The 26,543-nt window shown below is 27.1% G+C and carries 25 protein-coding genes; 1 reads left to right on the top strand and 24 read right to left on the bottom strand.

What is annotated here, in order from left to right; all coding sequences use genetic code 11:
- Positions 1 to 11 precede the first annotated feature (11 nt).
- Genes L3B98_RS06055 through L3B98_RS29080 form a run of 7 tightly spaced genes read right to left on the bottom strand, consistent with a single transcriptional unit; the run spans position 12 to position 8,415 of the window.
- Positions 12 to 1,244, bottom strand: coding sequence for a DUF1972 domain-containing protein (locus L3B98_RS06055; protein ID WP_238915969.1), 1,233 nt, complete (start codon positions 1,242 to 1,244; stop codon positions 12 to 14).
- On the bottom strand, positions 1,241 to 2,323 hold the full coding sequence (locus L3B98_RS06050; protein WP_238915968.1) for an acyltransferase: 1,083 nt from the start codon (positions 2,321 to 2,323) through the stop codon (positions 1,241 to 1,243). The genes L3B98_RS06055 and L3B98_RS06050 overlap by 4 nt, the downstream gene beginning before the upstream one ends.
- Before the next feature lie 15 nt (positions 2,324 to 2,338).
- Positions 2,339 to 3,259 carry a glycosyltransferase family 2 protein gene (locus tag L3B98_RS06045; protein ID WP_238915967.1) on the bottom strand — a complete coding sequence of 307 codons (921 nt, stop codon included), beginning with the start codon at positions 3,257 to 3,259 and terminating at the stop codon, positions 2,339 to 2,341.
- 24 nt (positions 3,260 to 3,283) lie between these two features.
- A complete protein-coding gene (locus tag L3B98_RS06040) occupies positions 3,284 to 4,384 on the bottom strand; it encodes a glycosyltransferase (protein WP_238915966.1) in 1,101 nt (366 codons plus the stop codon).
- A 10-nt stretch (positions 4,385 to 4,394) separates the two neighbouring features.
- A complete protein-coding gene (locus L3B98_RS06035; protein WP_238915965.1) occupies positions 4,395 to 5,681 on the bottom strand; it encodes an O-antigen ligase in 1,287 nt (428 codons plus the stop codon).
- Positions 5,678 to 7,105 (bottom strand): oligosaccharide flippase family protein, encoded by a 1,428-nt coding sequence (locus tag L3B98_RS06030; RefSeq protein WP_238915964.1) that lies wholly within the window; start codon positions 7,103 to 7,105, stop codon positions 5,678 to 5,680. The genes L3B98_RS06035 and L3B98_RS06030 overlap by 4 nt, the downstream gene beginning before the upstream one ends.
- A 14-nt stretch (positions 7,106 to 7,119) precedes the next feature.
- Positions 7,120 to 8,415, bottom strand: coding sequence for a polysaccharide biosynthesis tyrosine autokinase (locus tag L3B98_RS29080; RefSeq protein WP_238915963.1), 1,296 nt, complete (start codon positions 8,413 to 8,415; stop codon positions 7,120 to 7,122).
- Between the two features lie 149 nt (positions 8,416 to 8,564).
- Here L3B98_RS29080 and L3B98_RS06020 point away from each other — a divergent pair, with 149 nt between their 5' ends.
- The gene (locus L3B98_RS06020; RefSeq protein ID WP_015392672.1) at positions 8,565 to 9,320 is read left to right on the top strand and encodes an SGNH/GDSL hydrolase family protein; all 756 of its coding nucleotides are present in this window, start codon (positions 8,565 to 8,567) and stop codon (positions 9,318 to 9,320) included.
- 102 nt (positions 9,321 to 9,422) lie between these two features.
- Here L3B98_RS06020 and L3B98_RS06015 read toward each other — a convergent pair whose 3' ends face one another.
- The 17 genes from L3B98_RS06015 to L3B98_RS05935 all read right to left on the bottom strand — a co-directional run bounded on the left by L3B98_RS06015 (position 9,423) and on the right by L3B98_RS05935 (position 26,347).
- Positions 9,423 to 10,121, bottom strand: coding sequence for a CpsD/CapB family tyrosine-protein kinase (locus L3B98_RS06015; protein WP_015392671.1), 699 nt, complete (start codon positions 10,119 to 10,121; stop codon positions 9,423 to 9,425).
- Positions 10,122 to 10,136: 15 nt separating this feature from the next.
- A complete protein-coding gene (locus L3B98_RS06010; RefSeq protein WP_077362741.1) occupies positions 10,137 to 10,823 on the bottom strand; it encodes a GNVR domain-containing protein in 687 nt (228 codons plus the stop codon).
- Positions 10,824 to 11,121: 298 nt separating this feature from the next.
- The gene (locus L3B98_RS06005; protein WP_015392669.1) at positions 11,122 to 11,775 is read right to left on the bottom strand and encodes a sugar transferase; all 654 of its coding nucleotides are present in this window, start codon (positions 11,773 to 11,775) and stop codon (positions 11,122 to 11,124) included.
- A gap of 224 nt (positions 11,776 to 11,999) precedes the next feature.
- Positions 12,000 to 12,245, bottom strand: coding sequence for a hypothetical protein (locus L3B98_RS06000; RefSeq protein WP_238915962.1), 246 nt, complete (start codon positions 12,243 to 12,245; stop codon positions 12,000 to 12,002).
- Positions 12,246 to 12,401: 156 nt separating this feature from the next.
- Positions 12,402 to 13,277: a glucose-1-phosphate thymidylyltransferase RfbA gene (gene rfbA, locus L3B98_RS05995; RefSeq protein ID WP_238915961.1), complete on the bottom strand. Its 876-nt coding sequence runs from the start codon at positions 13,275 to 13,277 to the stop codon at positions 12,402 to 12,404.
- A gap of 19 nt (positions 13,278 to 13,296) precedes the next feature.
- On the bottom strand, positions 13,297 to 14,742 hold the full coding sequence (locus tag L3B98_RS05990) for an oligosaccharide flippase family protein (RefSeq protein WP_238915960.1): 1,446 nt from the start codon (positions 14,740 to 14,742) through the stop codon (positions 13,297 to 13,299).
- Positions 14,743 to 14,759: 17 nt separating this feature from the next.
- The gene (locus L3B98_RS05985) at positions 14,760 to 15,767 is read right to left on the bottom strand and encodes a capsular polysaccharide synthesis protein (protein WP_238915959.1); all 1,008 of its coding nucleotides are present in this window, start codon (positions 15,765 to 15,767) and stop codon (positions 14,760 to 14,762) included.
- Positions 15,768 to 15,824: 57 nt separating this feature from the next.
- Complete coding sequence (locus tag L3B98_RS29075) at positions 15,825 to 16,478, bottom strand: CatB-related O-acetyltransferase (RefSeq protein WP_238915958.1); 654 nt, start codon at positions 16,476 to 16,478, stop codon at positions 15,825 to 15,827.
- A gap of 104 nt (positions 16,479 to 16,582) precedes the next feature.
- Complete coding sequence (locus tag L3B98_RS05975; protein ID WP_238915957.1) at positions 16,583 to 17,911, bottom strand: O-antigen polymerase; 1,329 nt, start codon at positions 17,909 to 17,911, stop codon at positions 16,583 to 16,585.
- A 49-nt stretch (positions 17,912 to 17,960) separates the two neighbouring features.
- Positions 17,961 to 18,878, bottom strand: coding sequence for a glycosyltransferase (locus tag L3B98_RS05970; protein ID WP_015392663.1), 918 nt, complete (start codon positions 18,876 to 18,878; stop codon positions 17,961 to 17,963).
- 17 nt (positions 18,879 to 18,895) lie between these two features.
- Positions 18,896 to 20,050: a glycosyltransferase gene (locus L3B98_RS05965; RefSeq protein ID WP_238915956.1), complete on the bottom strand. Its 1,155-nt coding sequence runs from the start codon at positions 20,048 to 20,050 to the stop codon at positions 18,896 to 18,898.
- Between the two features lie 98 nt (positions 20,051 to 20,148).
- Positions 20,149 to 21,348, bottom strand: coding sequence for a Coenzyme F420 hydrogenase/dehydrogenase, beta subunit C-terminal domain (locus L3B98_RS05960; protein ID WP_238915955.1), 1,200 nt, complete (start codon positions 21,346 to 21,348; stop codon positions 20,149 to 20,151).
- Between the two features lie 14 nt (positions 21,349 to 21,362).
- Positions 21,363 to 22,529, bottom strand: a complete 1,167-nt coding sequence (locus tag L3B98_RS05955) for a polysaccharide pyruvyl transferase family protein (RefSeq protein ID WP_238915954.1) — start codon at positions 22,527 to 22,529, stop codon at positions 21,363 to 21,365.
- A gap of 47 nt (positions 22,530 to 22,576) precedes the next feature.
- Positions 22,577 to 23,695 carry a glycosyltransferase family 4 protein gene (locus L3B98_RS05950; RefSeq protein ID WP_238915953.1) on the bottom strand — a complete coding sequence of 373 codons (1,119 nt, stop codon included), beginning with the start codon at positions 23,693 to 23,695 and terminating at the stop codon, positions 22,577 to 22,579.
- A 140-nt stretch (positions 23,696 to 23,835) separates the two neighbouring features.
- Positions 23,836 to 24,360 carry an antiterminator LoaP gene (loaP, locus tag L3B98_RS05945; RefSeq protein WP_077362715.1) on the bottom strand — a complete coding sequence of 175 codons (525 nt, stop codon included), beginning with the start codon at positions 24,358 to 24,360 and terminating at the stop codon, positions 23,836 to 23,838.
- A gap of 314 nt (positions 24,361 to 24,674) precedes the next feature.
- Entirely contained in the window at positions 24,675 to 25,367 is a 693-nt protein-coding gene (locus L3B98_RS05940) for a DUF554 domain-containing protein (RefSeq protein WP_238915952.1), read from the bottom strand.
- Between the two features lie 215 nt (positions 25,368 to 25,582).
- The gene (locus L3B98_RS05935; RefSeq protein WP_238915951.1) at positions 25,583 to 26,347 is read right to left on the bottom strand and encodes a flagellin; all 765 of its coding nucleotides are present in this window, start codon (positions 26,345 to 26,347) and stop codon (positions 25,583 to 25,585) included.
- Positions 26,348 to 26,543 lie beyond the last annotated feature (196 nt).

The raw sequence follows: 26,543 nt of genomic DNA, 5'->3' as shown, positions 1-26,543 counted from the left end.
CTTATATTCTTTTAGAAATGCGTATTTTTTAGTTCTATATTTCTAAATCTCAAATTATTTTCAACAACATCATAACTATTTGTCTCTAACGAATATTCTAAAAATAGTGTTTCATATTTTTCTACAATCTGCTTCCAGGTATAATTCTCCTCAATAATTCTTTTTGCCTTAATTGACATATTTTCTAAATATGCTTTATCAACATTTTCTAAATTATTTATAATACTAACTAAATTCCCTGGCTCTTTATTAAAATATATCCCTGCATCCTTTGCTACTTCTTTATTAAAGCTTACATCCAATAATATGTTTAATTTTGTTGTGGCTAAAGCTTCTAATAGTGAAGGATTAGTCCCGCCAACTTCATGCCCATGTAAATATCCATATGCATTAATTCTAATTTTTCTCAATAATTTATCATTGTATAAAGTTCCAACAAATTTAACCCTTGTATCTCTTTCAAAATTTGTATTTCTGCATAACTTTTTATAAAATGTGTTGTATTTTATATCGCTTATCATAACAAGGCTTTTATTGGTACAAGATTTCATAAACTCTGATATTATAATATTATAGTTATTTTCAGGTACAAATCTTCCTACTACTAAATAATATTCATTACTTTTTATCTGCATTTTTTCATACCAACCATTTAAATCCTTATCAATACATTTTTTTTCAAAATTAACTTTAGCTCCATATGCAATGTACATTGTTTTAGGATTGTTTTTTTTATACTCAGCTTTTATATAATTCTCAATATTTTTTGAATCACATATTAACAAATCTGCCTGTTTAACCATAAGCTTTTCAGATAATTTCCAATACTTTCTCGTAAAATATCCCCATTTCTTTCTTTTCCACTCTTGCCCATCAGGGTTTACAAAGAGCTTTATACCTAATTTTCTAATTCTCCATTTATAAAATCCAATAAAAGGACCGATTCTACATGCCAATATATATATTATTGGTTCTTTTATATTGTTATTTTTTATATAGTTAATAAAATTATCTAGTGCCTTTATATCATAATATATTGCTTTTGCAGCTCCTATATTGGGAACCTTAATTTTGAAACATTTTGCACCATTATGTAGAGGTAATAGATAATTGTCATTTATACAAGCTACATTATAATGTATAAATTCATTTTCCCTATATTCAGTAAGTTTTTCTACAAAAGTTTCAAAGCCACCATATCTTGCTGGAATCCCCTTTGATCCCAAGATAAACACTTCTCTCATTCCCAAGTCTCCCCTTTTACTTTTTTAACATACCTACAACAATACAAAATAACTTCATCCCATCTAATAATTTTCCTTATAATTTCTAGTACTAAACTCCAAATTAAGCTAAAAGCAATTACACTAATTATCATAAAAAATATATTATTCATGCTATAAATTAAATCATATAAATAGTAGTATGAAATAAACATATGAAGATAGTATATGTCACTAGATTTTTTACCTAAAAAACATATTATTTTTTTACCAATAACTATGTTTTGATAAAAAATATATATACTCAAAACAATAATAAAGGCCAAAAAGTAATCAAATTTTATTCCTATAAAACTTTGAGGATCCATATTTTGCTTTACAATTAACGAAATAATTAATATGAATATTAATATAAGTTTTTTTGCACCTTTCCTTTTACTAATAATATATTCATATATTTTTATAAATATATTATTCATTGCAATATATATTCCTAAAACAAAAGGAAAGCCCCAAGAAATAATTGTAACTATTTTAATATGTTGAAATTGAACTATATCAAGGCAAGAAATAATAAAAAATAACACAACAAATTTAGTTTTATATTTCTCTATAAGTATTTTGATAAACGGAAATAATAAGTAAAATACCAGTATTACTGACATAAACCACCAAGCACCGTTAAGTCCTTGATAGCCAATAAAATATTGTAACCCGGATAAGTTTAAAATAATTAATATTACTTCTTTTAAACCACTACCAACTAAATTTGAATATTCTTCTCTAAAAAACACTAAAGATATTATAATTGATGTAATTACTATAAATGTATAATTCAAATATAATTTTAATAATCTTTCAAAATAAAAATGCTTTATCTCCAATTTACCCTTTAAGGTTTTAGCTAATCCAAACCCACTAAGTAATAAAAATATACTTACACAAACTTTTCCTATTGCTGCTATTCTTTGTGATAACGTAACTTGTCCAATATATATTCCATAGCCCGGCGAATTCCAATATAAGTGATGTATAACCATTAATATTATAGCAATTCCTTTGCAATAATTCGTATGTTCAACAGTAAAATCCTTATTCATAGCTTTGATCTCTCTTCACTTTTTAGATTTCTTTTTTGAAGGGATATATATAAAGGGATATTTATCATCAATAAGATTAAATAGTCCATGAAAATAATATTTTATGATTTTTCCCCCTTGCTTTTTTGTTATTATATTAAATAAAGTTTCCATGATTAGATATATATAAAATAATATCAATATGATAAAAGAAGCATTTCGCTTTTCAAATAATATTTTATTTCTATTTAGAAGATATTCACTTAATTCATTTATTGTATTTATAGTGACTGAACCTTTATGAAAAATTTGTGCTGGAGTAAAGCATATTATGTCATATCCAAATTTTTTAGCTTTATAACACCATTCAGTTTCTTCATAAAACAAAAAATATTCTTCAGGTATTAATCCAATTTCTTCTATTACTTTTCTCCTAATTACAATACAAGCCCCTCCAACATAATCACATTTAATTATTTCTTCTTCTAATTCTCCAATATCTTTATTATAATTTATACACGACATATCACCTTGCAATAAATTAATAACTGCTCCTGAAGATTGAACTTTTTTAGGATTAGAATGCTCTAATAAAACTGGTCCAACTATTCCACATTTCAAGTTATATTCCATATAATTAACTAATTTTATCAAAAAATCAGCTTTAACAATTGTGTCATTATTTAATATACATATATAATCTGCATTATTATTTAAAGCATAATTAATACCTATATTATTCCCAGCTCCATATCCTAAATTACTGCTATTTTCAATATACTTATATTTACTAGAATACTTTTCTTTTAAAATAATGTTTGAATTATCAGTGGATTTATTATCAATAATTACAATTTTATAATTATGGTAATTCAGAGCTTCTAAACTCTTGATACATTCAATAGTATCCTTATAATTATTGTAATTTAATACGATGATATATACTGTTTTTTCCATTAAATCTATCCCATCATTACTCAATTACTCATTAATAAATTCTATAAATTCTTTTCCACGTATTTCCCAAGAATTCTTCAAGGCATATTCTCGTCTCGACGTATCTATAGTTTTTTCTGATAAGGCTTTATTCAATTTTTCTAAAAACTCTTCCTTGCTGGAATATAAATAAATTAAATCCTTAAAGTGCTCTGTCTCTTTATACTTAACTGCTACAACTGGTTTGTTCATTGCTAGATATTCATAAACTTTAACTGGGTTAACACATTCTATTAGCTTGTTTAATTTAAAAGGGATTATAGCTACATCTAATTCTTTTAATATAGCCGGAATTTCTCTATAATCCTTTGTACCTGTTAAATGGATATTTTTAAATTTTCTAGTCTCCTCATATATTGGGCACTCCTTAAGTATAGGTCCAATAATATAAAAATTTACCTCAGGTCTATTAGAGCCAGCAAACTTTATTAACTCTATATCAACCCAATTACCAACCGTTCCTATATAACCAACCTTTTGTTTGTTATTATTAAAAACAATATTTGTTCTATTAACAAACAAATTAAAATTATTAATATCAACTCCATTATTAATCACTTTAATCTTTTTAGCTTCTGCTTTATATTCATAAATTAAATTTTTCTTAATTTGTTCACTAGATACAACTACTTTTTCAGCTATACTAAGTACCTTTTCTTCCATTACTCCTAAATCTTCTGAATACTTATTATTCTTAAACAGTTCCTTATAATTATCCATACAATCATATATTATTCTATTTTCTTTAATTATATTTTCAGTTAAACATTTTATTTGGTTAGGATATGTCACTATAACAAATGAGTATTTCTTTTTTAATATACTTTTAATTCTTCTTTTTATAATTATATTGTTAATCTTTTCAATCATTCTAGATTTTGATTCAAAGGGAAATCTTGTTTGTCTAAGCACATTAACATTAGCTGCACCATAAGATTGCTGCTGACACCTTCCAACTCTACTCCACGCCTGCTTACAAAAATAATCTACTTCATAATTTAATTTACTCATAGCTTCACATAGGTGTTGTGGTCTTTGCTTTATCCAATACCAATCTGCTAAGGATATATATAATATGCTTTTCATTAACTTACTCCTAACTAAAATTATTCAACTTTGTAAATTTTCCGTTACAGCTAATATATGAATATTCAAAAATAGCTAAAGCCACTGGCAAACTCATTATTCTTTCCATATCAGTTATAATCAAAGTAAATATATTTACTAAAATGAATGCAGCAATTCCAACTAACTCAAGGAAATCCTCTAGTTTATTATTTTTTCTTATATAAAGAAGAATTCTTAGTAATTTGACTATAAAAAAACCAAACCATATGCTTCCTGCAATCCCTAAAGTTGCGGTTAATCCAACTATTCCTACATCAGAAACAAATAAATATCCTTGCTTTCCATGCAATATATAGGATCTTTCCAAATTATGAACTTCTATTCCATCACCTTCATTTAATAGTCCAACAGGGCTAATTGGATTATCCTCAATTTTCTTTAAATAATAATCTAACCCTTCCTGCCTTGCATACACACTTCCTGTTGAACTGTCCAAGTTAAATTCTTTAATGAAGCTTTTAGTGAAATCTAGATTATAGATAACCAGCATCAATATTGTTAGTAATATGATTAAGGCTATTTGTTTAAGATTCCCTTTTCTTTTAACTAAGAGTATTGTTGTCATTGAGACTAAAATACTTAAAGTAAGCATTCTAGTTTGGCAAACTAAAATCAAGTAAATTAATCCCAAAATAATATTATAAAAATGTAATATTTTATTATTCCTTTTTTCTAACTTTAATAATTCAGCCCAGGACAAAATAATAGAAAAACTGATTATTAATGCAGGCTGTATAAGCCTGATTCTATCATTCCTCATAAGGAATCTGTTTCCTGAAAGTTCCTCCAATCTTAAAAAGATAATCCCAAAATTTTCATAAATAATAGCTTGAACAATAAACAAAAATGATAATACACTAGAAAATAAAACAATAATCTTAATAAGTTTTTTGTATTTTATCTCACTTTCTAAAAAATACCCAAGAACATAATATAATAAAGGTATAAGAAAAAAGTAACTTGCTTTAAATACTTCAGTAAAGTCTTGATCATATTTAACACAGCTAATGAAAACTTGAATTATATATATAATGAAAAATGAAATTACCTCTATATTAAAGACTCTTTTTTTAATTTTGAATTTTAATTCATGTAGAAATGCAAAAATCACACCAATTATTACAAATAGTAAAATTAACATCTTATTATTATAGGTATTAAATGTATTTAATATCGATGGTAAAGAAACTACATAAAAAAATTTAACTTCTAGCAATGCGATAAATATAAGTATATAAACCACTATATTTTTCATTTAAAAATTTTTATTACTCCTTCTAAAATTTGCTTTTGAGTTTCATCTTTACTTAAAAACATTATAGAAATATAAACTATACTCCCTATAAGTATTTGAATTAAAATAGATATTATTTTATTACTAATTAATATACCTATTGGAATGATTATAACGAACATAGTTATAGAACCTAAAAAGTATTTAATTACTTTTCTCAGCATCTTAACAATTGGAAGCTGTTTTCTTACCAATACTAATTGAATTATTATGCCAACAAATTCTGCTACCACTACTGCTACTACTGCTCCAGCTGCATCTAATTTCCCTATTAGAATAATATTAATGGCAAAATCCACAATTGCTGAAACAACTATTGCAACAGAATACTTGTTTTCCTGCTTTGTTCCTACTAAATACTGAATCCCGATAACATTTGCCAAACTTACAGCAATTACTATTACTGAACTGAATGACGTTAACTTAGCAACATATGAATAGTTTTCTCCAAATATCAATGGAATCAAATTATTTGAAGTTGCCATTAAACCAAAAGCTATAGGACTAGCTACATAGGCTATAATTTCAAATTCCTTTTCTATTACAAGTTTTATATCATCAATTTTTCCATTACCGCTCATATTAGAAATACGCGAAATAAATACAACTCCCAATGAAGTTATTAAAGCTAAAATTATACGAATTATCTTTTGAGAATAGTCATAAAAACTAACTTGATCCATAGTTGATAATAATCCAACCAGTACTCTATCCAATGAAGCATATACTTGAATAAATATTTGAGGAATGAAAAGTATAACAAGATGCTTTAGGTTTCTCTTTATTGTCAGTATGCTAATCTTTATTTTTCTAATCCTTTGAGGAATACTAAACCACATTATCAAAGATACTGAAACATTAATAAAAACATTCAGTGATATATATATTAATAAATCCTTAGAGCTCTTTACTAATAAAAATATACTAATTACTCCAATTACCTTAACTATAGTGTTTCTCAATGAAATTTTCTTAAACTCTTCAAGTCCCATAAACAGCCATGATATATCTATCATAATTGATAATATGTTTACTCCTTGAATAATATATATAATTTCATTTTCACTAACATAAATCAATACAATAAAATAATAAATAATTAATGTAGTAAAACTTCCTAAAAGTTGAATTAAAAGCAATGCCCAAAAAGTTTCTCTTAACTTTGTTTCATCATCTCTAACATAAGCAATTTCCCTATTCCCATATAATGCTATTCCTAATGTTCCAAAAAACATAAAGTAATTTACTATTGAAACAGTGTAAGAATTTATTCCTAAATCCAATGGGCTAAATATTCTGGTTACATAAGGCAAGGTTATAAAAGGAGTCATTAAAATTAAAATTTGATATAGTGTGTTGTAAATATAATTTTCTACTATCTTCATATTAAGTATCCTCATTAATTAAGTACTGTACCTATTACTTTAGCACCAACCTTATCAAGTATTTTCTTAGAGTCTATCACTTCTTCAATCCTTGTTTTATCTTCTTTAACTACAAAAATATTTCCATCTACTTTACTTGATAAAAGATGAGTATCTGTAAAGTTTTGAATTGCTGCAGTATCTATAATAACCAGGTCATAATTGCTTTTTAAATGTTCTAAAACTTCATCTATTTTATTAGATTCTAATATTTCAGATGAATTAATTAGAACCTTTCCCCAGGGTAAAACAGATATGTTATTACAATATTCTCTTATAACATTTTCCACCTTCTCTCTTCCTACAAATACATCTGAAAGCCCTTGCATATTTGATATATTAAATATTTTATGCAAAGTTGGATTTCTTAAATTACAATCAACTATTATCACATTTTTGCTAACTTCAGAAAAAGCTAATGCAATATTACTTGCCACAGTAGATTTTCCAGTATTACTATCAGGACTTATTATCGAAATTATACTAAATGCTTCTTTATCAAAGGAATAACTTATATTATTTCTAAGTTGTCTATAAGCTTCTGCTTGTACCGAATTAGGATTATTTTCAAAAGTCAAAACTCTGTACCTACTTCCTCTCCCATTATTTTTTTGTGCTGGTATACAGCCAATTACAGGTACAGAAATTGCTTTTTCTAACTGTCCTTTATTACTTATTCTTGTATTAAAGTTTTCAAGCAAAATAACAAATAATATTCCTAACATAACGCCTAATACAGATCCTATTCCAATATTTGTTGCTTCATTAGGACTTTTCTTCCACTTTGGCAATTTCACACTTTCAATAATTTTTGCATTACTATACGGATTTATTTTTTTAGATTCTTTAACAAATTCAGTACATATACTCTCTAAAATTTTTTCGGTAAAATATTTATCCCTTCCCCTAAGCTTTACTTCTAATATTTGAGTTTCTACATTAGGAATAACTGATAACTCCTTAAGTATATCTTCCGAATTTATATCAAAATTATTTTCTCTAATGATTTTATCTATAAAATCATTAGTTTGTATTAATTCTGAATATGTTTTTATCAAATTTTTATTTATTTGAGATTCGTCATTATTATCATTATTACTTTTATTTTCTTGTCTCATAAATATTTTAGTATTTGCCTCATATGTAGGAGAAATTATATAAAAGCTTAAAATTACTGCCATTATTGTAACAGTAAGAGCAGTTATAATGATAATTTCCCACCTCTTTTTTAATACGCTTAATATTTCTTTTATACTTGAACTTTCTCCCACTCTTCTACGCTCCTTTGTAATTATTATGACTCTGACGTATTACTCAACACTTACTTCTTAACATTTTCTGTTATCACTTTATTTTTATTAAAATATTGTTATATTTATGACTATTAAAAACATATATTTTTCTAGGAGGTGATATAAATTTGAAAAAAAAAGTACTTTCTATATGCTTGGCATTTTTACTTCTGATAGTGTTATTAATTTCTTTAATTTTAGGTATTTCAAAAAGCAATATTATGAATGCACACGATAAAAGTGATTACGATAATTGGCTAAACAATAAAACATCCTTTGAGGTTAAAAATAATTTAATCCTATATAAAAAGTTAAAAAACAGACAAAATATTAACATTCTTCTTCTGGGAGATGATTTAGCCCTTAGCAAAGGAAAATCAGATGCTCATCCTGGTTGGAGTAATTTATTAGTATCTTATATTGAAGCTTCTTTTAAAAACAAAGTATATCTAGAGTCCTTAGCACAATCAGGAGATACAATCCTCGAAGGTGAAAAAATAGTAACTTCAAATCCAAACTTAGAAAACTTTGATTTAATAATAATTTGCTTTGGAAAAAATGACTCTACTAATAAAATCCCATTATCAACTTTTCAAAAAAATTATTCTGACCTAATAGAAGCTTTGAAAAGCAAAAATCCAGCTTGCACAATACTTACCATAATTCCTAGCACGTTACCTGAAAGTAGTGATTATAGACATGAAATAGAAAACTTGAATTCTGATTATAATTTGAAATGCATTGATATGTTGGATCAATTTAAAACTTCTAAGGTAGAAATGGCCACACTATCTACAAATGATTTTCCAAATGATAATGGCTATAATTTATATGCTGTATCAATAAACGATGCCATAATAAAAGAAGTTTCTAATCTTAAATAAAATCACTTTAAAATTGATACTTGAAATATTTTCCTTAAAAAGCAAAAGGCTGGTGCAAATTGGTATTCACAATTTTACATCAGCCACTTTTAATACTTATATTTAAATTTTTTTCTGCCAAGTTTCAGATTTTGTTATGTTTTTAGTTTCATTTGTCTCATAGTAATAATAATCTTTCTTTTTGTCACTACTCATTTTATTTATAACTATTCCAATAATACTAGCTCCAACTTTATCCAAAAGATTTTTCCCTTCTTTAACTGCTTCAATTTTTGTTTTTCCCTCTTCTACTACAAGTATCACCCCATCTGCTTTAGCTGCTAAAATTTGACCATCTGTGAAAGCCCCTAAAGGCGGACTATCTATTATCATAACATCATATTTCATTTTGATACCTTCTAGCAAATTATTCATTGCTACTGAATTAATCATCTCAGCTGAATTTGGAGGTATTTTCCCACTAGTTAAAATATGAAAATTAGAGTTATATTTTTGGATTGCATTTTCTAACGTTTTATTTCCTATTAATACATCTGAAAGTCCAATTAAATTTGACACTCCAAATTTCGTATGCATAGAAGGTTTTTTCAAATCACAGTCAATAACAATTACTTTCTTCTCATTCTGTGAAAATGACAATCCAAGATTCCCAACTATCGTTGATTTTCCTTCATTTGGATTTACACTTGTAACTACTATGCTCTTAATTTCTTTATCAATCGAAGAATATTGAATATTAGTTCTTAAAGTCCTATAAGCTTCTGCTTCAATTGAATTTGGTTTAGCTTCAACTATTAACATTTCCTAATTCTCCTTTTAATTGTTTTCTTCACAAGGTATCATACCTATTACTGGAAGTCCCATTACATTTTCAGTTTGTTCTTTTGTTTTTACGGTATCATCAACATATTCTTTGATCAATGCTAATGAAGCTCCAACCATGAACCCAATAATAAATGCTATTGCTACATTCAAGGCTTTTTGTGGACTTATTGGTTTTTCTGGTAATTCCGCACTTTCTATAACCTTAACATTTCCATTTTGTATAATTGTTTTACTTTCTAACATAAATTCATCTATTATGGAAACTAATACTTCTCTTGCTAATACTTTATCCTTATTTTCATAACTAACTTGTAAAATCTGAGTATCAGTCATAGGAGTGACTTTTAAATTATCAATAACTTCATCAGCTGATATGTTTAAATTGTTTTTATTAATTGAATCTTCAATCAAATCCTTAGTTTTCATTAACTCAGAATATGTTTTCAATAATTTTTGATACATTTGGACATCACTATTATCGTATTTTGAGCTAATATTTTCTTCTTTGCCTATAAAAACTTTAGAATTCACCTGAAAAATTGGCGTAATCAAAAAGAAATTTACCAATGCAGTGATTATAGTAGTAATTGATGCCACTGCAATAACTAATTTCCATTTTCTTTTTAATATTTCAAGTATATCTTGAAGTCTTAATTCTATTTCTGTGATATCATTCATTAAATATGCCTCCAGCTTTATTTGTTATATATTAAATATATTTACATATTTAATATTTTAGAAGAGTATTAAGACATGCATTAAATTATATTCTTTAAGCTCATCCACAAAAATGAGCTGTACACTAATATTTAGTGAAACAGCTCCATCTAAAGTTTGATTATGATTATTTCTTTTTAAAAAGCTCTTTTATTTTTTGTTGTAAACTAAATTGATATAGTATTTATTAATTAAATCTACCTTACAGAACTATTATTTTGCTTCTTGCCAATGCGTTATTAATAAATAAATTTCAAGTCTAGCTAGCATGTTCATCACCAAACAACACAAAAAATGTTCTTATTACTAGCTTAATATCTAATAATGTTCCTCTTTCTTTCACATATTTTATATCAAGTTTCATCCAATCTTCAAATTGAATATCATTCCTTCCTGATATTTGCCAATAACAAGTTAACCCTGGCTTAACTTTTAGTCTTTCTAACATCCATGGTGAAAACTTTTCAACTTCTTTTGGTAAGGATGGTCTTGGCCCAACTAAACTCATATCACCTTTTAATATGTTTAATAGTTGAGGCAATTCATCTATGCTTGTACGTCTTATAAATTTACCTATCCTAGTTACCCTTGGGTCATTTTTAATTTTAAACATTGGACCATTCATTTCATTTTGCTTCAATAGTTTTTCTTTATATTTCTCTGCATCTACTATCATTGATCGGAATTTGTACATTTTAAACTTTCTCCCATTTACTCCAATCCTCTCTTGAGAAAAAATAACTGGTCCTTTGGATTCTATTTTTATTGCAATTGCAACTATAATTAATATGGGAAATAATATTATAAGTCCGCATATCGATGAAATTATATCTATTAATCTTTTTGTGAATTCATAAAATTTTTTCTGATTTTGATTTACAAACTCTCCTGTTTTCATATTTAATTCCTGCATTAATTTCCTCCATAAATTAATTGATAAAATATATATTGGCATGTTAGCCTATATAAAATCAATAACATTAAAATATATTTGTATCTTTACGATTTTATGATTTTAATTTAATTAAGCATCTAAATACAACTCCTTTGAATCTACATTTAGATACTTTCCTATTTTTATAATTGCAGTAACTACTCTAAAATAATATAAAAATTTTACAATTTAGAACTACTACTTTATCTTGTGCCTATTTTATAATTTTTTTCTTTATCAATTAAAAGGGCAGTTCCTCCAACAGCTCCTATTACTCCTAAGAATGCTCCACTAAATTGCAAATATTCATGTGCATTTGTTTTATTCTTAAACAACCATAATACTATATTTTTTATAAAATCAGCCTGAATCGCTACAATAGGCATAATTAAGATAATCAAAGAATATATAATTAACCTGGAAATCAACTTGCTTTTTGTTGGCATCATTGCTCTCCCTTCTAATGCATTACAATGATAATATATGATGATATCTTAATTATGTGCATAATTAACCAAGTAATTTTTTTGATATTGAATATAATGCATTTAACTTTCTATTCTCCAATTAATAATCTTCAATTATCAAGTAGACAAAAAATCACTTCATAATTTCTTTTCTTCAACTATATCCATTAGGTATTTACCATATCCTGTTTTTATTAATGGTTTAGTGAGTTCGATTACTTGTTCTGAAGTTATCCAGCCTTGTCTATAAGCTATTTCTTCAAGGCAAGCTATATAAGTCCCCTGAGTACTTTGGACTGCTTCAACAAAGTTTGCTGCTTGAAGCATAGAGGTATGAGTTCCTGTATCAAGCCAAGCCATTCCTCTCCCAAGTAATTTTACCTTTAAGGTGCCTTCCTTCATATAACATCTGTTTAAATCAGTTATTTCAAGTTCTCCTCTTTGGGATGGCTTTAGTTTCTTAGCCTTTTTAACTACTGAATTATCGTAAAAATAAAGCCCAGGTACAGCATATTTTGACTTTGGTTTATCTGGCTTTTCTTCTAAAGAAATTACTTTACCAGTATCATCAAACTCAACAACACCAAAGGACTTTGGATTTTTAACATAATAGCCAAATATATAAGCTCCACATTCTAAGCTCGCAGCTTTTTTCAAATGCTCTGAAAAACTCTGACCATAGAAAATATTATCTCCAAGAACCATTGCAACCTTATCATTATTAATAAATTCTTCCCCTATTATAAATGCTTCTGCAAGACCATTTGGCTTCTCTTGCACTGCATATTTAATACTTAGTCCTAATTCTCGTCCATCTTTAAATAATTCTTTAAAATTGTTTATATCTCTTGGCGTTGATATAATTAATATCTCTCTTATTCCTGCAAGTATTAAAACCGACATAGGATAATAAATCATTGGTTTATCATATATTGGCAACATTTGTTTTGACATTGCTTTGGTTACTGGGTATAGACGAGTGCCCGAACCACCTGCTAAAATAATTCCTTTCATGAATTTCTACTCCTTTTATTTATATTAGGCTACTAACTTCTTTTTGTTCACTCCATATAGTGGTTTTTAGTGTTGATAGTTTCCCAATAATATCCTTCTTCTTTATCAATATATATATTACATAGAAAATTATATAGATTATAAATCCAATTACACAACTAGAAAACCAAGCTAAAGTAATAAATGCTATTGACATAATAGATTCTATTACCATATCTTTTCCTACACTTATCCCCATCATCTTGCTAATATATAATTCAGCAATTATACATCTAAATGCAATAAGAGCTACAATCAAAAACACCAATAAATTCAAATTATTAAAGAAAAGTACAATAGCACTTGTTAATATTAAACTAGCAACTACTGATAATACGTTAATATATAACATAGCTGCCTCTTTTCTTAAGGTTTTCAAATAAGTATTTATTAATAAAGCCATATGACTTTCATAAATGCACATAGGAAACAATATAGCCATATAAATCAAGCTATCAGCATAATTAGGCAGCCACATTGACATAATAACTTTTAAAGGATAATATGACGCTAACACAAGCAAAAGTACGCTCATTAGCAATGTACGTAATGCAGTATACATACTTGGAAGTTTATCTCTAGGCATCCTTCTAAGAATTGGATACATAACAACTCCTATTGCATTAATAAACGACACCAGCAAATTTGAAATACTCAAGGTCAATGATAGCTTTCCAAATACAGAGATATCCCATTTACGTTCGATTCCAATTCTAACAATTCCGATTATTAATGAACTAGCTATATTAGCAAGCATTAATTTTATTCCAGCATTAATATTCCTTTTAACTTCAGCCATAGTACATGCTAGCGGAGCAAATGTTCCCCATATTACTTCTTTGCAGCGTTTAAAGCATAAAATTAATACTATAAATTTACTTATAATATCAATTATTAGTAAAATTTCAAAACTACGAATGCCCAAAAATAGTGCCGCCATAGTTATTACAATATATATATATTGATTTAATCGTGTATACTTAGCAAATTCTCTGATACGATTTGTTGCTTGTAAAATTAGTAAGACAAAAGATTTTACTATTGTTACAAATCCACATAATATAGTCATATATGCTACATACTGTTTGTTAGAATCTTTAATTAAAAACATAGCTGCTATGAATAACAGCAAGGATAAAAATACTTGGAATATAGTTAATAACCAAAATTGAGAAACAAAAGTTTTCTTCTCAAGCTCCTCGTATTTATATCCCCCAAATCTTAAATAAATTCCATCACACCATCCGAAAGCAAAGAATCCAACATATGATATATAAAGCGTATACAGCTGCCAGTAGCCATATTCTTTAACTCCCAAAAATTTAGGAACAATAAGAGTAATTAATGCAGATATTATCATTCCTATTCCATTAGCAGTTACAATATAAATTATATTTTTTATAATTTCTTTAACTCGGTTATTCATTTATATTTCCTCAGAAATTAATTATATTTAAAATTTCTATTATAATCGTCTAACATCTGGTTAGAATTATTCATTAAATATCCATAAAAGGTTAATTTCCCATTTCTTATACTTGGGAATTTTATTCTATATGTTAACTTATATATTTTTGACTTTCTGAGCATATCCTCGTATATTTCACTTGAGTACTCTTTATCTAAAATAGTCTGCAAGTCAAAAACTTTAATATTGTTTTTTGGTACATCTTCAATCATTTGATGTATAATTGGTATATTCTCATATCCCAATGCAATTATGCAATCAATTAGTAAATAGCAAATCATCATATTCTCATTTTTTAAATATTCAAAAAATATATCACGAAAATATTTAAATGCCATATTTCCTTTGTTTACAGCTAAGAAAAAACCAGTCCACAAACCTTTGCAAACATGATAATCACTATTTGTTTCATGTCTAATAGTATAAAAACTATAATTGCATAGCTCATCACTAATATTATTAGTTAAATATAATGTTGCATCCATCCAAATGCCACCGTGTTTATATAATAATGCTAACCGTAAGACATCTGAAAAAAGAGTAATAGTAAAATATTTTTTGTTAAACTTCTCTATAATATACTCTGGCAAATCAACATATTTACTATAATTATTTTTTGTAAGAATGATCACTGGATGGGACCCAGAATATTTTTTAATTCTTTCAATGCACATTTTTACTACTTTAGGCGCATCTTCTATACCTTGCCACCAAAAAACCCAAATAGGAGCATCTTCTTTAATATTGCATTCTAACTGTGAAAATTCATTATTTTTATATTTTTCGATTATATATCCATACTTTTTGCTCAACCACTTTTTTATATTTTCATATTTATAAAATTCTAGTTTCTTACCAAATTCACTTTTCCCTCGAAGTATAAAACTTCGTATAAAATCTATAAAGGCTATTTTAATCCCAAAGTATCTTGCTAGTAACAAATCTTGCTTTAAGACTAAAAAAATTTTTTTTATTTTTTTCATACAAAACTCCTTTTGATATACTAAGTTCTATTAAGATCTACATTTAACTGCCTAACCTTATGATTTTCTTTTAAAATATTCTACTAATTCATCAACATTTTCTTCTGTTATATTTTTATAAAGATATTCTATATCCTCAATTGATATATTCATTTCACTCAAATTAATAGACATTATTTTATTAATTATTGTACTTGAGAATCTGTATTTTATTACTTTTGCAGGATTACCACCAACAATTGCATATGGTGGTACATCATGAACAACAACACTTCCAGCAGCAACAATTGCACCCTTTCCAATATGCACCCCTGATAGAATAAGAGCTTTATCTCCAATCCAAACCTCATCATCTATTATAAGTGGACCTTTAGTTAATGCTTCAAATAAATAATTAAACTTTCTTACCTTATATGGATACATTGTTATACATTTATAGTTATGCTCTCCTCCCAATAAAAAATCAGAATAACCAGATATAGAACAATTAGAACCTATGCACAAATATTCATTAATATTTCCTGATGAGTGAATATTAATTTGTCCATATGTATTCTTACCAATTATGACATGTCCATTCTTAATTAAATTAATATACATAGGATTGCTTATTATTCCTAATCTTGTATAATTGTGTTTATTAATTTTTCTCCAATATCTCCGTATATAAAATTTATCTATTGCATATTTTATTTTTCTAAATAAACTCACTTATATTAGCCCCTTATAAATTAATTTTAAACTTCCTATTTACAGCCTTTACTCTATCGACCAAACTATAGTTTTTCACTTTTATTCTTGTTATACTATAATATCTACCATTTGATTTTCACATTACTCATGATATGGTATACAACATATAATAAAATTACTGTTGTGATACAATTTAAAGAAATAAAATTTTTAAAAAAGATATCATCTATTGGCATCATAAAAAGATGATATGTTAAATATGAGTATAATAAAATATAGAAATCTGATTTATGGCTTTTATTAAAAGTCCTAATCTTGTTATAATATATATGGTAAAATGCTGAGCATATCATTTGTAAACCACAGACTCCTACTATTCCAAAATCGTGATAATATCTTCGAAAAGCACCATAAACATTTCCTATACTAATTCCATTTGATAATCTAAACTCCAAGTTTGAATTATTAGGATAAAATGATGCTATATCCATAAAACCTAATTTATCCAAGGTATTATATATACCAACAAAGGATTCTTGTCCCACTAATTTCGAAGGTAGTATTGGATCTTTTATATATAAATCAAATAATTGAATTGATCCTCCTGCATAGGCTGAAATATAATCAACAATAGAATCAGTAGTATTAAAAATTCTTATTAAATTTTTTAGAAAATAAAAGCCAAATAGCAAAACTATAAGTATTAAAATTCCATCTTTTATATATTTAGAATTAATATATCCCTTCCAATTTCGCTTTCTCATTACAGTTATATAGCTTGCTACAAATGCTGTTGAAAATAACCATAAAATTGTTCCTCTGCCTCCGCCTAATACTGTTTGAATCATTGTCAATAATATAAATATTATTAAATATCCATCCCTCTTGAAATCTCTTTTAATTATTGAGTTATAAATAAAAATATATATAGAAACAAAGCCTAAAGCAGTACATAATTTAACAAATTCTGTTAGCAAGGTTGGAATCCCCTCAGCTAATGAATTATATGCAACATAACCTCTATAGTAACTCATCATTCCTAAATATCCCAAGTCATTTCCTGCCAAAAGAGAAATCCTATATACTTCTTTAAAATAAAAAAAAGTTGTGCCAATATCTATTACTAAAAAAATAAACATTATCTTTTTATCCAAATAATATAGCTTTAACTCATTATTATAGTTCTTATTTATTTTTTTTCTTAAACTTATCTTACAAGCATAATTAATAATAATTCCAGTGATTATAAAACTGAGTAATCCTAGAAAAAGTATCATGTAAGTTTTAAATTGATAATCAATTCCCCAATTATCAATATTATAAGTAGCAAAAGTAATACAAATAATAAACATTATACAAACTATTACTGATGGCGAAATAATATCTCTATCAAAAACCCTATATGATAACACTAAAAATAATATCATTGTAAAAAGTAAAATATATATCATAACTAATTCCTCAATTTAAATTATTAGTATTTTATAATAAATCCTTCTTCTAATTCTTCTGTAAAATATAATATAAATCAGTAAGCCAAAATCTAATTCTTGCATAATACTTAATATTTAATAATAGCTTTATCGCTGAGAATAGATTGTTTGAAATTAGAGCATTGTATCTTTTTTCATAAACTTCTTTTTGCTTTCGTATAAATTTTTTTTTATTATCATTGAAATTATTTTTTGATGTTAAATAGCTAAGCATTCTTTTGGCTATTACAATTTCATTTTTTATATTAACAAGCCTATAATCTAACTGTTTATTACCTCTGTTAGAAGCAGTTAAGCCATGCCTTCTATATTTAATTGTGTTTCTATTAATTAAATAGGAACTGCTATTTAAATTTGCAAGTCCCCATAACAAGCAATCATGTGGATATTTATTAAACCATATTTTATAATAATCCTTTAATAAATTCTTCCGTATGCAAAAGGAGCAACCAGGTCTCACAGGTTTAATCCAACGGCTGCTAAAAGGAATTTTTACTAAAGATTTTATTCCAATTCTTTCATAGTTTACTTTATTGGATTTTTCGTCCATATAGAATGGAATAACATTCGAAGCTAATAAATCTATTTCTAAATGCCTATTCATTACTTCAGACATAATTTGTATTTTATCCTTTAACCATATATCATCTTGATCTGCTAAAAAAATCAAATCTCCTGTTGCTAATTTTAATGCTCTACTAAAATTAGCTGAATAACCTAAGTTAAAAGAATTTTCATATACCTTCCATCCAATTAAGTCATTCTTTTTAATAAAATCCTCTATTATTGTAATTGTTAAATCCTCGGATTTATCATCACATATGATTACTTCATCAGGTAATACAGTCTGGTTAATTATTGACTCTAATTGTTCAATTATAAATTTTTCACCATTATAAGTTGCCATTACAACAGAAATTTTCATACTTATAATTATTCTCCTTATTTTCTTTTAATGAACTCTAAATAAAAATCATTTCGCTTTTTATCTAATATTTCTTTTTTATATTCTTTTGCTTTTTCAAAACTTCTAACAACTTCTTGTCTCTGAAGATTCTTGTCAATTATCTTATTAATCGTCTTAACAATATCGTTGACATTCCCCTTTTTAAAAAGTAATTCTTTATTTGCAAGTTCCTTATTACCACCTACATTAGAACATATTATAGGGCACGCTCTACTCATAGCTTCAACTAAAGCCCTACAAAGCCCTTCTTGAAAACTTGGTTGAATATATATATCTATTGAATCTAACCATTCAAAAACCTCATCATGAGGCTTACCTCCCAATATTTTCACACAGTCTAAAACTTTATACTTATTAGCTATATTTTGAAGATATGTTTTATCTCCTACTCCAATTAATTGATACTCTATATTATCAATACCCATTTTTTTTAATTTTGCTAAAGCACGGATAACATATTCTTGTCCCTTCCACTTCACATTTAAAAATGCAGCAGTTCCAATTATAATTTTTGTTTTCTCATTCTCAATTCTATTAAGCCTATCTTCTAAAACTTGTTCATTAACATAAGTTAACTCAACATCTGAGCAGCCAAGAGTTCTTCCCTTACAAGGATATCTCTTTTGAAGAACTTCATTTGTTACATAAATTGCATAAGGAGCTTGACCAACATAATGCTTAACACACATTTCAGAATAAAAAGCAACAAGCTTTCCTTTTATGCTATGATACCAATTGGCATGAAAGGCAATCCCAGTTACTTCTACCAAATATGGTTTATTATATTTCTTAGCTATCTTTATAGCTTGAATACAATAATAATTTGATGCTGATCTAACAATGACATAATCACATTGCTCAATAGAATTCTCAATTATACTCTTTACTTTTCGCCTAATCCCAAAATTGAAGTAATTTTTCACAGGTGCATATATTTCTGGCATTGGAATACACTCGACTCTATCTTTATCTAATTTATTAAATTTGTTAATTGCATAGTCCTTATCATAAATTTTAGCTTCTTTTCGCAATAACACTTGCAAATCATCACAAAATACACGATATCTATCCCATATTTTATTATTAAAATTTCCATCGGTATATAAGTTTCCAGAAGCATCTTCCTTCAATTTTGTTCCACCATGTATAAACATCAATTTCATATATATTACGTACTACTTCTATATAGCACAAATTCTCCTTCCTATTATTTATTTAATTATTCCACCTATTTTTTTAGAATAATTGAATAAAGATTTTTTACAAACTTGTATATTCTCAATTTATATAAAGCAATTCTTATAAATCTTTTAATTTTAACTTTTATCGTATTGGGAAAGTACTTTTTAAATAGTTTTTCCGCATCCAGTATATTTAAATCTGCCATAAACTCATCCCTCTTTGGATTTTGCTTAGATGGTTCAAAAATCTCCTTAACTCCATTAACAATTTCATCTGAATTCAATTCAACATACTTTATTTCTTCTTTTATCTTGTCAAATAGCTCTCTTCCTTTACTCGTATGAACTAACATTCTCGTAGTCCCCTTATCATCATCCATTTTTTTCGAGAAATTACGAACAGAAAAGCAATCCCAAATAGTAAAATCACTTACCCTATATCTTTTCCTAAAACTGCATTCATAACATGACGGTCGATTGCAGATTCCTGAAAAAAAAGCTCTGAGCCAAGGGTCAGATTCAATTCCACGGTGATAACTTACATTATTCTTTGCAGTACAGATATTCATTGTAGAATATTTATAACCAAAGTATTTATCCCTAAATCGAACATTTATTATATCAGTGCCTAAGCATTTATTCTGAAGCTCTATATATTTCTCAAATGCAAGGGGTGATGGAACTGCACGGCATACCACATCAACTGTAATGAGCTTTTTATAGTCCTCCTTTAAAAAAAGCTTCAACCCTTCAATCTGACATGGAGTGCCACTGAAGCATACCGTTCTGCCTTTATTTAAAAATTCTTTAACCTGCTTAAAAGTCGATTCACCAACAAAACTTTGAACATATTTACTATTTCTATATTTCTGTAATTCTAGTTCACTTTCAACATAAGTATGATTTGCTAAAAATTTATCATCCATCACTACTCCAAAGACCACACCACCACTTTGGATTATATATCTAGCAATTGCAGAAAAGGCTCCACCTGCAGTGCTCTCTCTACGAATGTTTTCATCTTTAATTTGTACAATATATCCATCTTGCTTAAAAGGTACCTCTGCTCTTACATTTATTTCAGGACAAACACTTTCACAAAGGTTACAACTTATGCATTCATCTTGGCATATATCAGGATATAGAAATCCTTCTTCATCTCTTTTCATCTTTATACAAATTTTAGGACATATATTAGCACAAGCATTACAGCCACAGCATTTTGATTTATCAGTTATTGTTATCATTAATTATCCACCATTTATATTCCTAACGCCTCTCTAAGATATTTTTTTGACTCTTCTCTAAAACTATTTAGTTTTTTATGAACTGTTTCATAATCAATTTTCATATGAATACAATGCTCCACATCATCATTTGGAGAAAGCATTCTTTCTTCCAATCCCAACAAATTAAATAATGAGTCTAATCTAGAATTTGTAGAGCCTTTTCTATTGGCTTTAAAGCGTTTAAAAGTAAAAAATTTCTTTTTGTTTAATATTGAAAAAACTGATCCATGAAAAGAATCGGTACAAACATACTCTGCATTTCTTATTAAGTTAATAAAATCACCAGGTGTTATATGATATGGAGCCTCATCCACAAGAGCTTCATCGTATCTTATAAATTCATCAATATGCAGTAGTGCAACAATCTTATAACCTGTTACAATTTTTAGCTTATTTACAAATTTACGCTGCTCTCTATTGTTACCAATAAAATAACAGAAAATATAGGGTTTTTTTATTAGTCTTTCTATAGGTTGAATATCCATCCATTCATCTGCTGTGAAAAGAAGTGTAGGGTCACATACAATTTTTGCATCAATCCCTGTGATTTCTTTAATAAGTTTTTTACCTGACAGCTCTCTAACAGATAAATAATTAATCCGTGTTAAGAATGATTTTGCTAAATTCTGAAATTTTTCTTCTAAATGTGCTACTCCGAAGCTTGTAGCATATGAAATCTTTTTTATTTCATAGGGAACCCAATTCAAAGTATAGTAATCTGCTGAAATATTCGATGGTAACCATAATTGATCACTTCCAACAATTACAGAAGAGTAACTGCTAACTGCATTTTTTAATTGGTTAAAAGACGCATACTCCCTTGAAATATGAAACAAAGGCAAAAATTTTTCAAATGCAGCACTTCTTTTCTTCATTTTATCTTTAAATCCATATAAATTAATAATTTTGTAAATACTATGTTTAATAAAACTCCATTTATTTCTTACAGTATCAATATCTAAAACTTTACTAGCAAAATATTTCATCTTCCTGTATTTAATTTCTTTATCTAATCCCTTTATACAAATTGTTTCATTTTCAACTCCAAAGTTATCTAATATTTTCTGAGTTGCATATGCTTGAAGCATACTTCCATAATTTTTCATAAAGTAACAGGATACAATTGCTACTTTTTTCACGCATATTCCTCCCAATTTAAAAGCTGAAATCTATAAGAAAAAAATCTTTATTTATTATTAAATAATGTTTCAAGTTCTGAAACCACTCTCTTTATATTAAATCTTTCATTCACAAGCCTAAAACTATTATTTATCATTAAATTAACCAACTCTTTATCTTCATATATCTCTTTACTTGCTCGTGCAATAGCCTCAATATCATCCATTTTTACAAGAAGTCCATTTACCCTATCTGTAATTAAATCTGAAATTGCATCAACGTTCGTTGCAATAATCGGCTTTTTTGCAAGCATATATTCAGCTAGCACTAAACCAAAACCTTCCCATCTGGATAAGAGCATTGCTTGATCAAAAAGTCGTATATATTCCATAGGCTCATTAACCCATCCAGTAACTAATACTGACTTTTGTAAATCCATTTTTCTTATCAGATCTTCAATTTCATTTTTCATCTCTCCATCTCCAACCATCAAAAAAAAAGCCTTTGGAATATATTTCTTTATAATTCCTGCAGCTTTAATAAATGTGTCAGGAGCTTTCTGTTTTGAAAGACGTCCTACTGTTCCTATAATATATGCATCATTTTGTATTCCTAAATCAGCCCTTGTTAGCGAATAAATATCTTTCTTCCTTATATATTCATCAATATCAGTTCCATTATAAATAACTCTAATTTTATCAGGGCGACATATTTTATTTTCAATTGCCGTTTTTTTCTCATAATCTGAAATTGCAATAATCATGTTGCATAATCGTGAGAGCAATCTCTCAGTCCATCGATATATAGCTTTTTTCTTAGGATCACAATCCATATTAAAGGACCATCCATGTGGATTATAAATGCTATTATTTTTGATACCTATATTTGCGATTCTTCCTATTGCCCCACCTTTACTAGAATGCATGTACACAATATTAGGTTTATATTTTTTAATAATACTTCTAACATATATTATTGCCTTAACATCAGATACAATATTTATTGGCCTAATCATATTTATACATTCAAAAGCATTAACCAATCCATTATAGTTTTCCTCTTTGTAATCATTTGAACATACAAGAATATTTTCATATTTTGAAGAATCCATATTTTTCAATAACATTAATATATACCGTTCAACCCCTCCAGCTGATTGAACTATATGCATAATTCTTTTTTTCATTAATAATAGTCCTCTCCAATCTGTAAGATAAATAATGTCTCTAGGCATAGCTTCGCCCATTCACATAACTCTAGCTATGCTACAAAAACAAACTATAACCTCTTAATCTTTCTATGGGGCCGAAACACCCAAATTATAATTCAGATTTTTTCAACTAGCTCAATACCAAGTTCCACTACTCTTACTTCATTCATGAAATTGATATTTACCTTTGCTCTGCATTTTCTAAAATTAAATTTTACAATTTGCCCTTCTAATCCTAATAAAGGTCCTGAAATTATTCTAATAATATCCTTATCCCTATATAATTCAGAAATTCCTATGTTAATATCATTATTACTTAAAAACATACTTAATATATTTAATTCCTCTTCAGAAACTGTTAAAATTTCATCTTCACTCCTTAGCAATCTAATTATTCCAGGAGCATTTTTTAGTTTATAGTACATATCAATATTCATTGAGGTTTTTATAAAAATATACCCTGGAAATAATTTTCGCCTAACATAATGCCATTTTCCATTTTTTCTTTCCTTAAGTTCTCTTGTTGGTATAATGAATTTATACTTATCGCCAATTTCTTTTTCAAGAATTCCTTTTACTTTTTCTTCTTGATTTGTATTTACAAATAAAACATACCAAGCTTCATCCTTTTTGAAATACAATTACGATCACCTCATTATATTGATAAATCTGTTTTCTAATTTTATCTAAATAAATGTATAATATGTCCCTTTACATTTTTATCTCTGACTTCACAAACTCTTTATTCTGTTTTCTCCAAATAGTACGTTAACTTTGTATTAGTCACCTGCTACTAATAATATTACTTATTCCACAAATTTATTACAGAAATTAATTAACTTGCTCCTATAAACTTATTAAGTAAACATTATCATCAACCTATATCGAATAAAAAAATAGAGTAAGTATTTTGATTTTATTAAATACTTACTCTATTTTAAATTTTTATTTCTTGTTAAAATAAGGTATAGATTATCGGAATAAATATCGCTGGAAGTAAATTAGCTACCTTAATTTTAGTTACTCCAAGCATATTAAATGCAAGTCCTACAATTAAAAGGCTTCCAACCGCAGACATATTGCTGATTACACCATCTGTAAGTACTGTGGAAAGACAACCTGCAAGTAGTGTTATACTTCCTTGATAAATTAAAATTGCAACTGAAGACAGCATTACTCCTATTCCAAGAGAGGATGTAAATATTATTGCAGACACTCCATCTAGTATTGATTTTGCAAAAAGAGTTGTATGATTCCCCTGGAGGCCACTTTCAAGTGAGCCAACTACTGCCATAGCTCCTACACAAAATAATAAACTTGATGTAACAAAACCTTCTGATATAGAAATCTTTTCTTTCTCTTTATTCTTTTTGTTTCCATTTATTTTATTTTCAATCATATCTCCCAAATCATTAAGTCTCTTATCTAAATCAATTATTTCTCCAATAAGGGCTCCTAATGCTATACAAATTATGATTTCTAAAGTATCCTTACCTTTTAGAGCACCTGATATTCCTATATAAAGTACACATAAAGCCAAACCATTCATTATGGTTGAACTTATCTTTTCAGTTAGTCGTCCTTTTACTATTAATCCCGCTAAACAGCCACCTATTATTGCTAATGCATTTACTATTGTTCCTAACATTTTTATCCCCCATTTTTATGTTTATACATTGAATTTAATTATAGCATATATCTTATAATCTTCAATTTTATTATTAATAAATATTTCATTCTTTTATAAGCCTACTTATCACGATCCTTTCAAATTATTTAAATTCCATGATTCACATAAAAAAAAAAGACCTTCTTACTAAAATGTAAGAAAAGCCTTAGATATCAATATAAAATTTATTTTCTCTATACTTTTGCTAATAAAGAGAACTGCTGAATATTGGCCTGTGATGCCATATAATTATATTGATTTAATGCACTTTGAGTACTAAAGTCAGTTGATGATTTTGCATAATCAGTATCAGTTATTTTGCTCATTGAAGCCATAAGATTATGATTAGTAATATCATTACTATCAATTACTTTATCTAATATGTTACTAGTGGTTCCAAAATTGTTTCTAGCCGATGTTACCTTAGCTATAGCCTTATCAATAGCATCAATACTAAAGTTTTTAGTAACATCATAATCAGCAATTCCTAATGTTTCTAGTGAAGTGTCAACCATTTTCATTGACATTCCATTTCCTTTAGAATTTATAGCTAAATTTATGTCTGAATTATTATCTAACATTTTAATTGTATTAAATTCAGTTCCTTTAACTTGATCTGTAATTGATGCCTTTTCTTGATCAATTTCTTTTTGCATCATTGCTCTATCTTGATCAGAATATATACCATTTCCTGCTTTAACTGATAACTCTCTAATTCTTTGAAGACTGTCTTCTATTCCACTTAGTCCACCTTCTGCTACATTACTTGCATTTTGAGCATCTGCTGCATTTTCGTTAGCTTGTGAATATCCATTTGATTGTGACAACATCTTTTGAGAAATTGAAAGACCTGCTGCATCATCTGCTGCTGAGTTAATTTTACTACCTGATGACATTTTTATCATAGCCATTTGTAATTTTTGCATACTAGCATAATTATTCATACTTGAAATTACCATTTAATCACCTCCAATAACATTTCTTATATTATATACCCACATTATAACATATTAAAACAAAATAATACATACATTTTTAGTTACTATGCTCATATATGTTAACTAACAAAATATTTTTCAACCTTTTTAATTTAAATTTTAATCAAAAAAATAACTATGCTTAATAATTAATTAAACATAGTTATTTAAAATTAAT

The organism is Clostridium sp. YIM B02555, from assembly GCF_022320955.1.
GTDB lineage: Bacteria > Bacillota > Clostridia > Clostridiales > Clostridiaceae > Clostridium > Clostridium saccharoperbutylacetonicum.
Note: the sequence above shows the minus strand (reverse complement) of the source record. Positions and strands in the feature narration are given on the sequence as shown.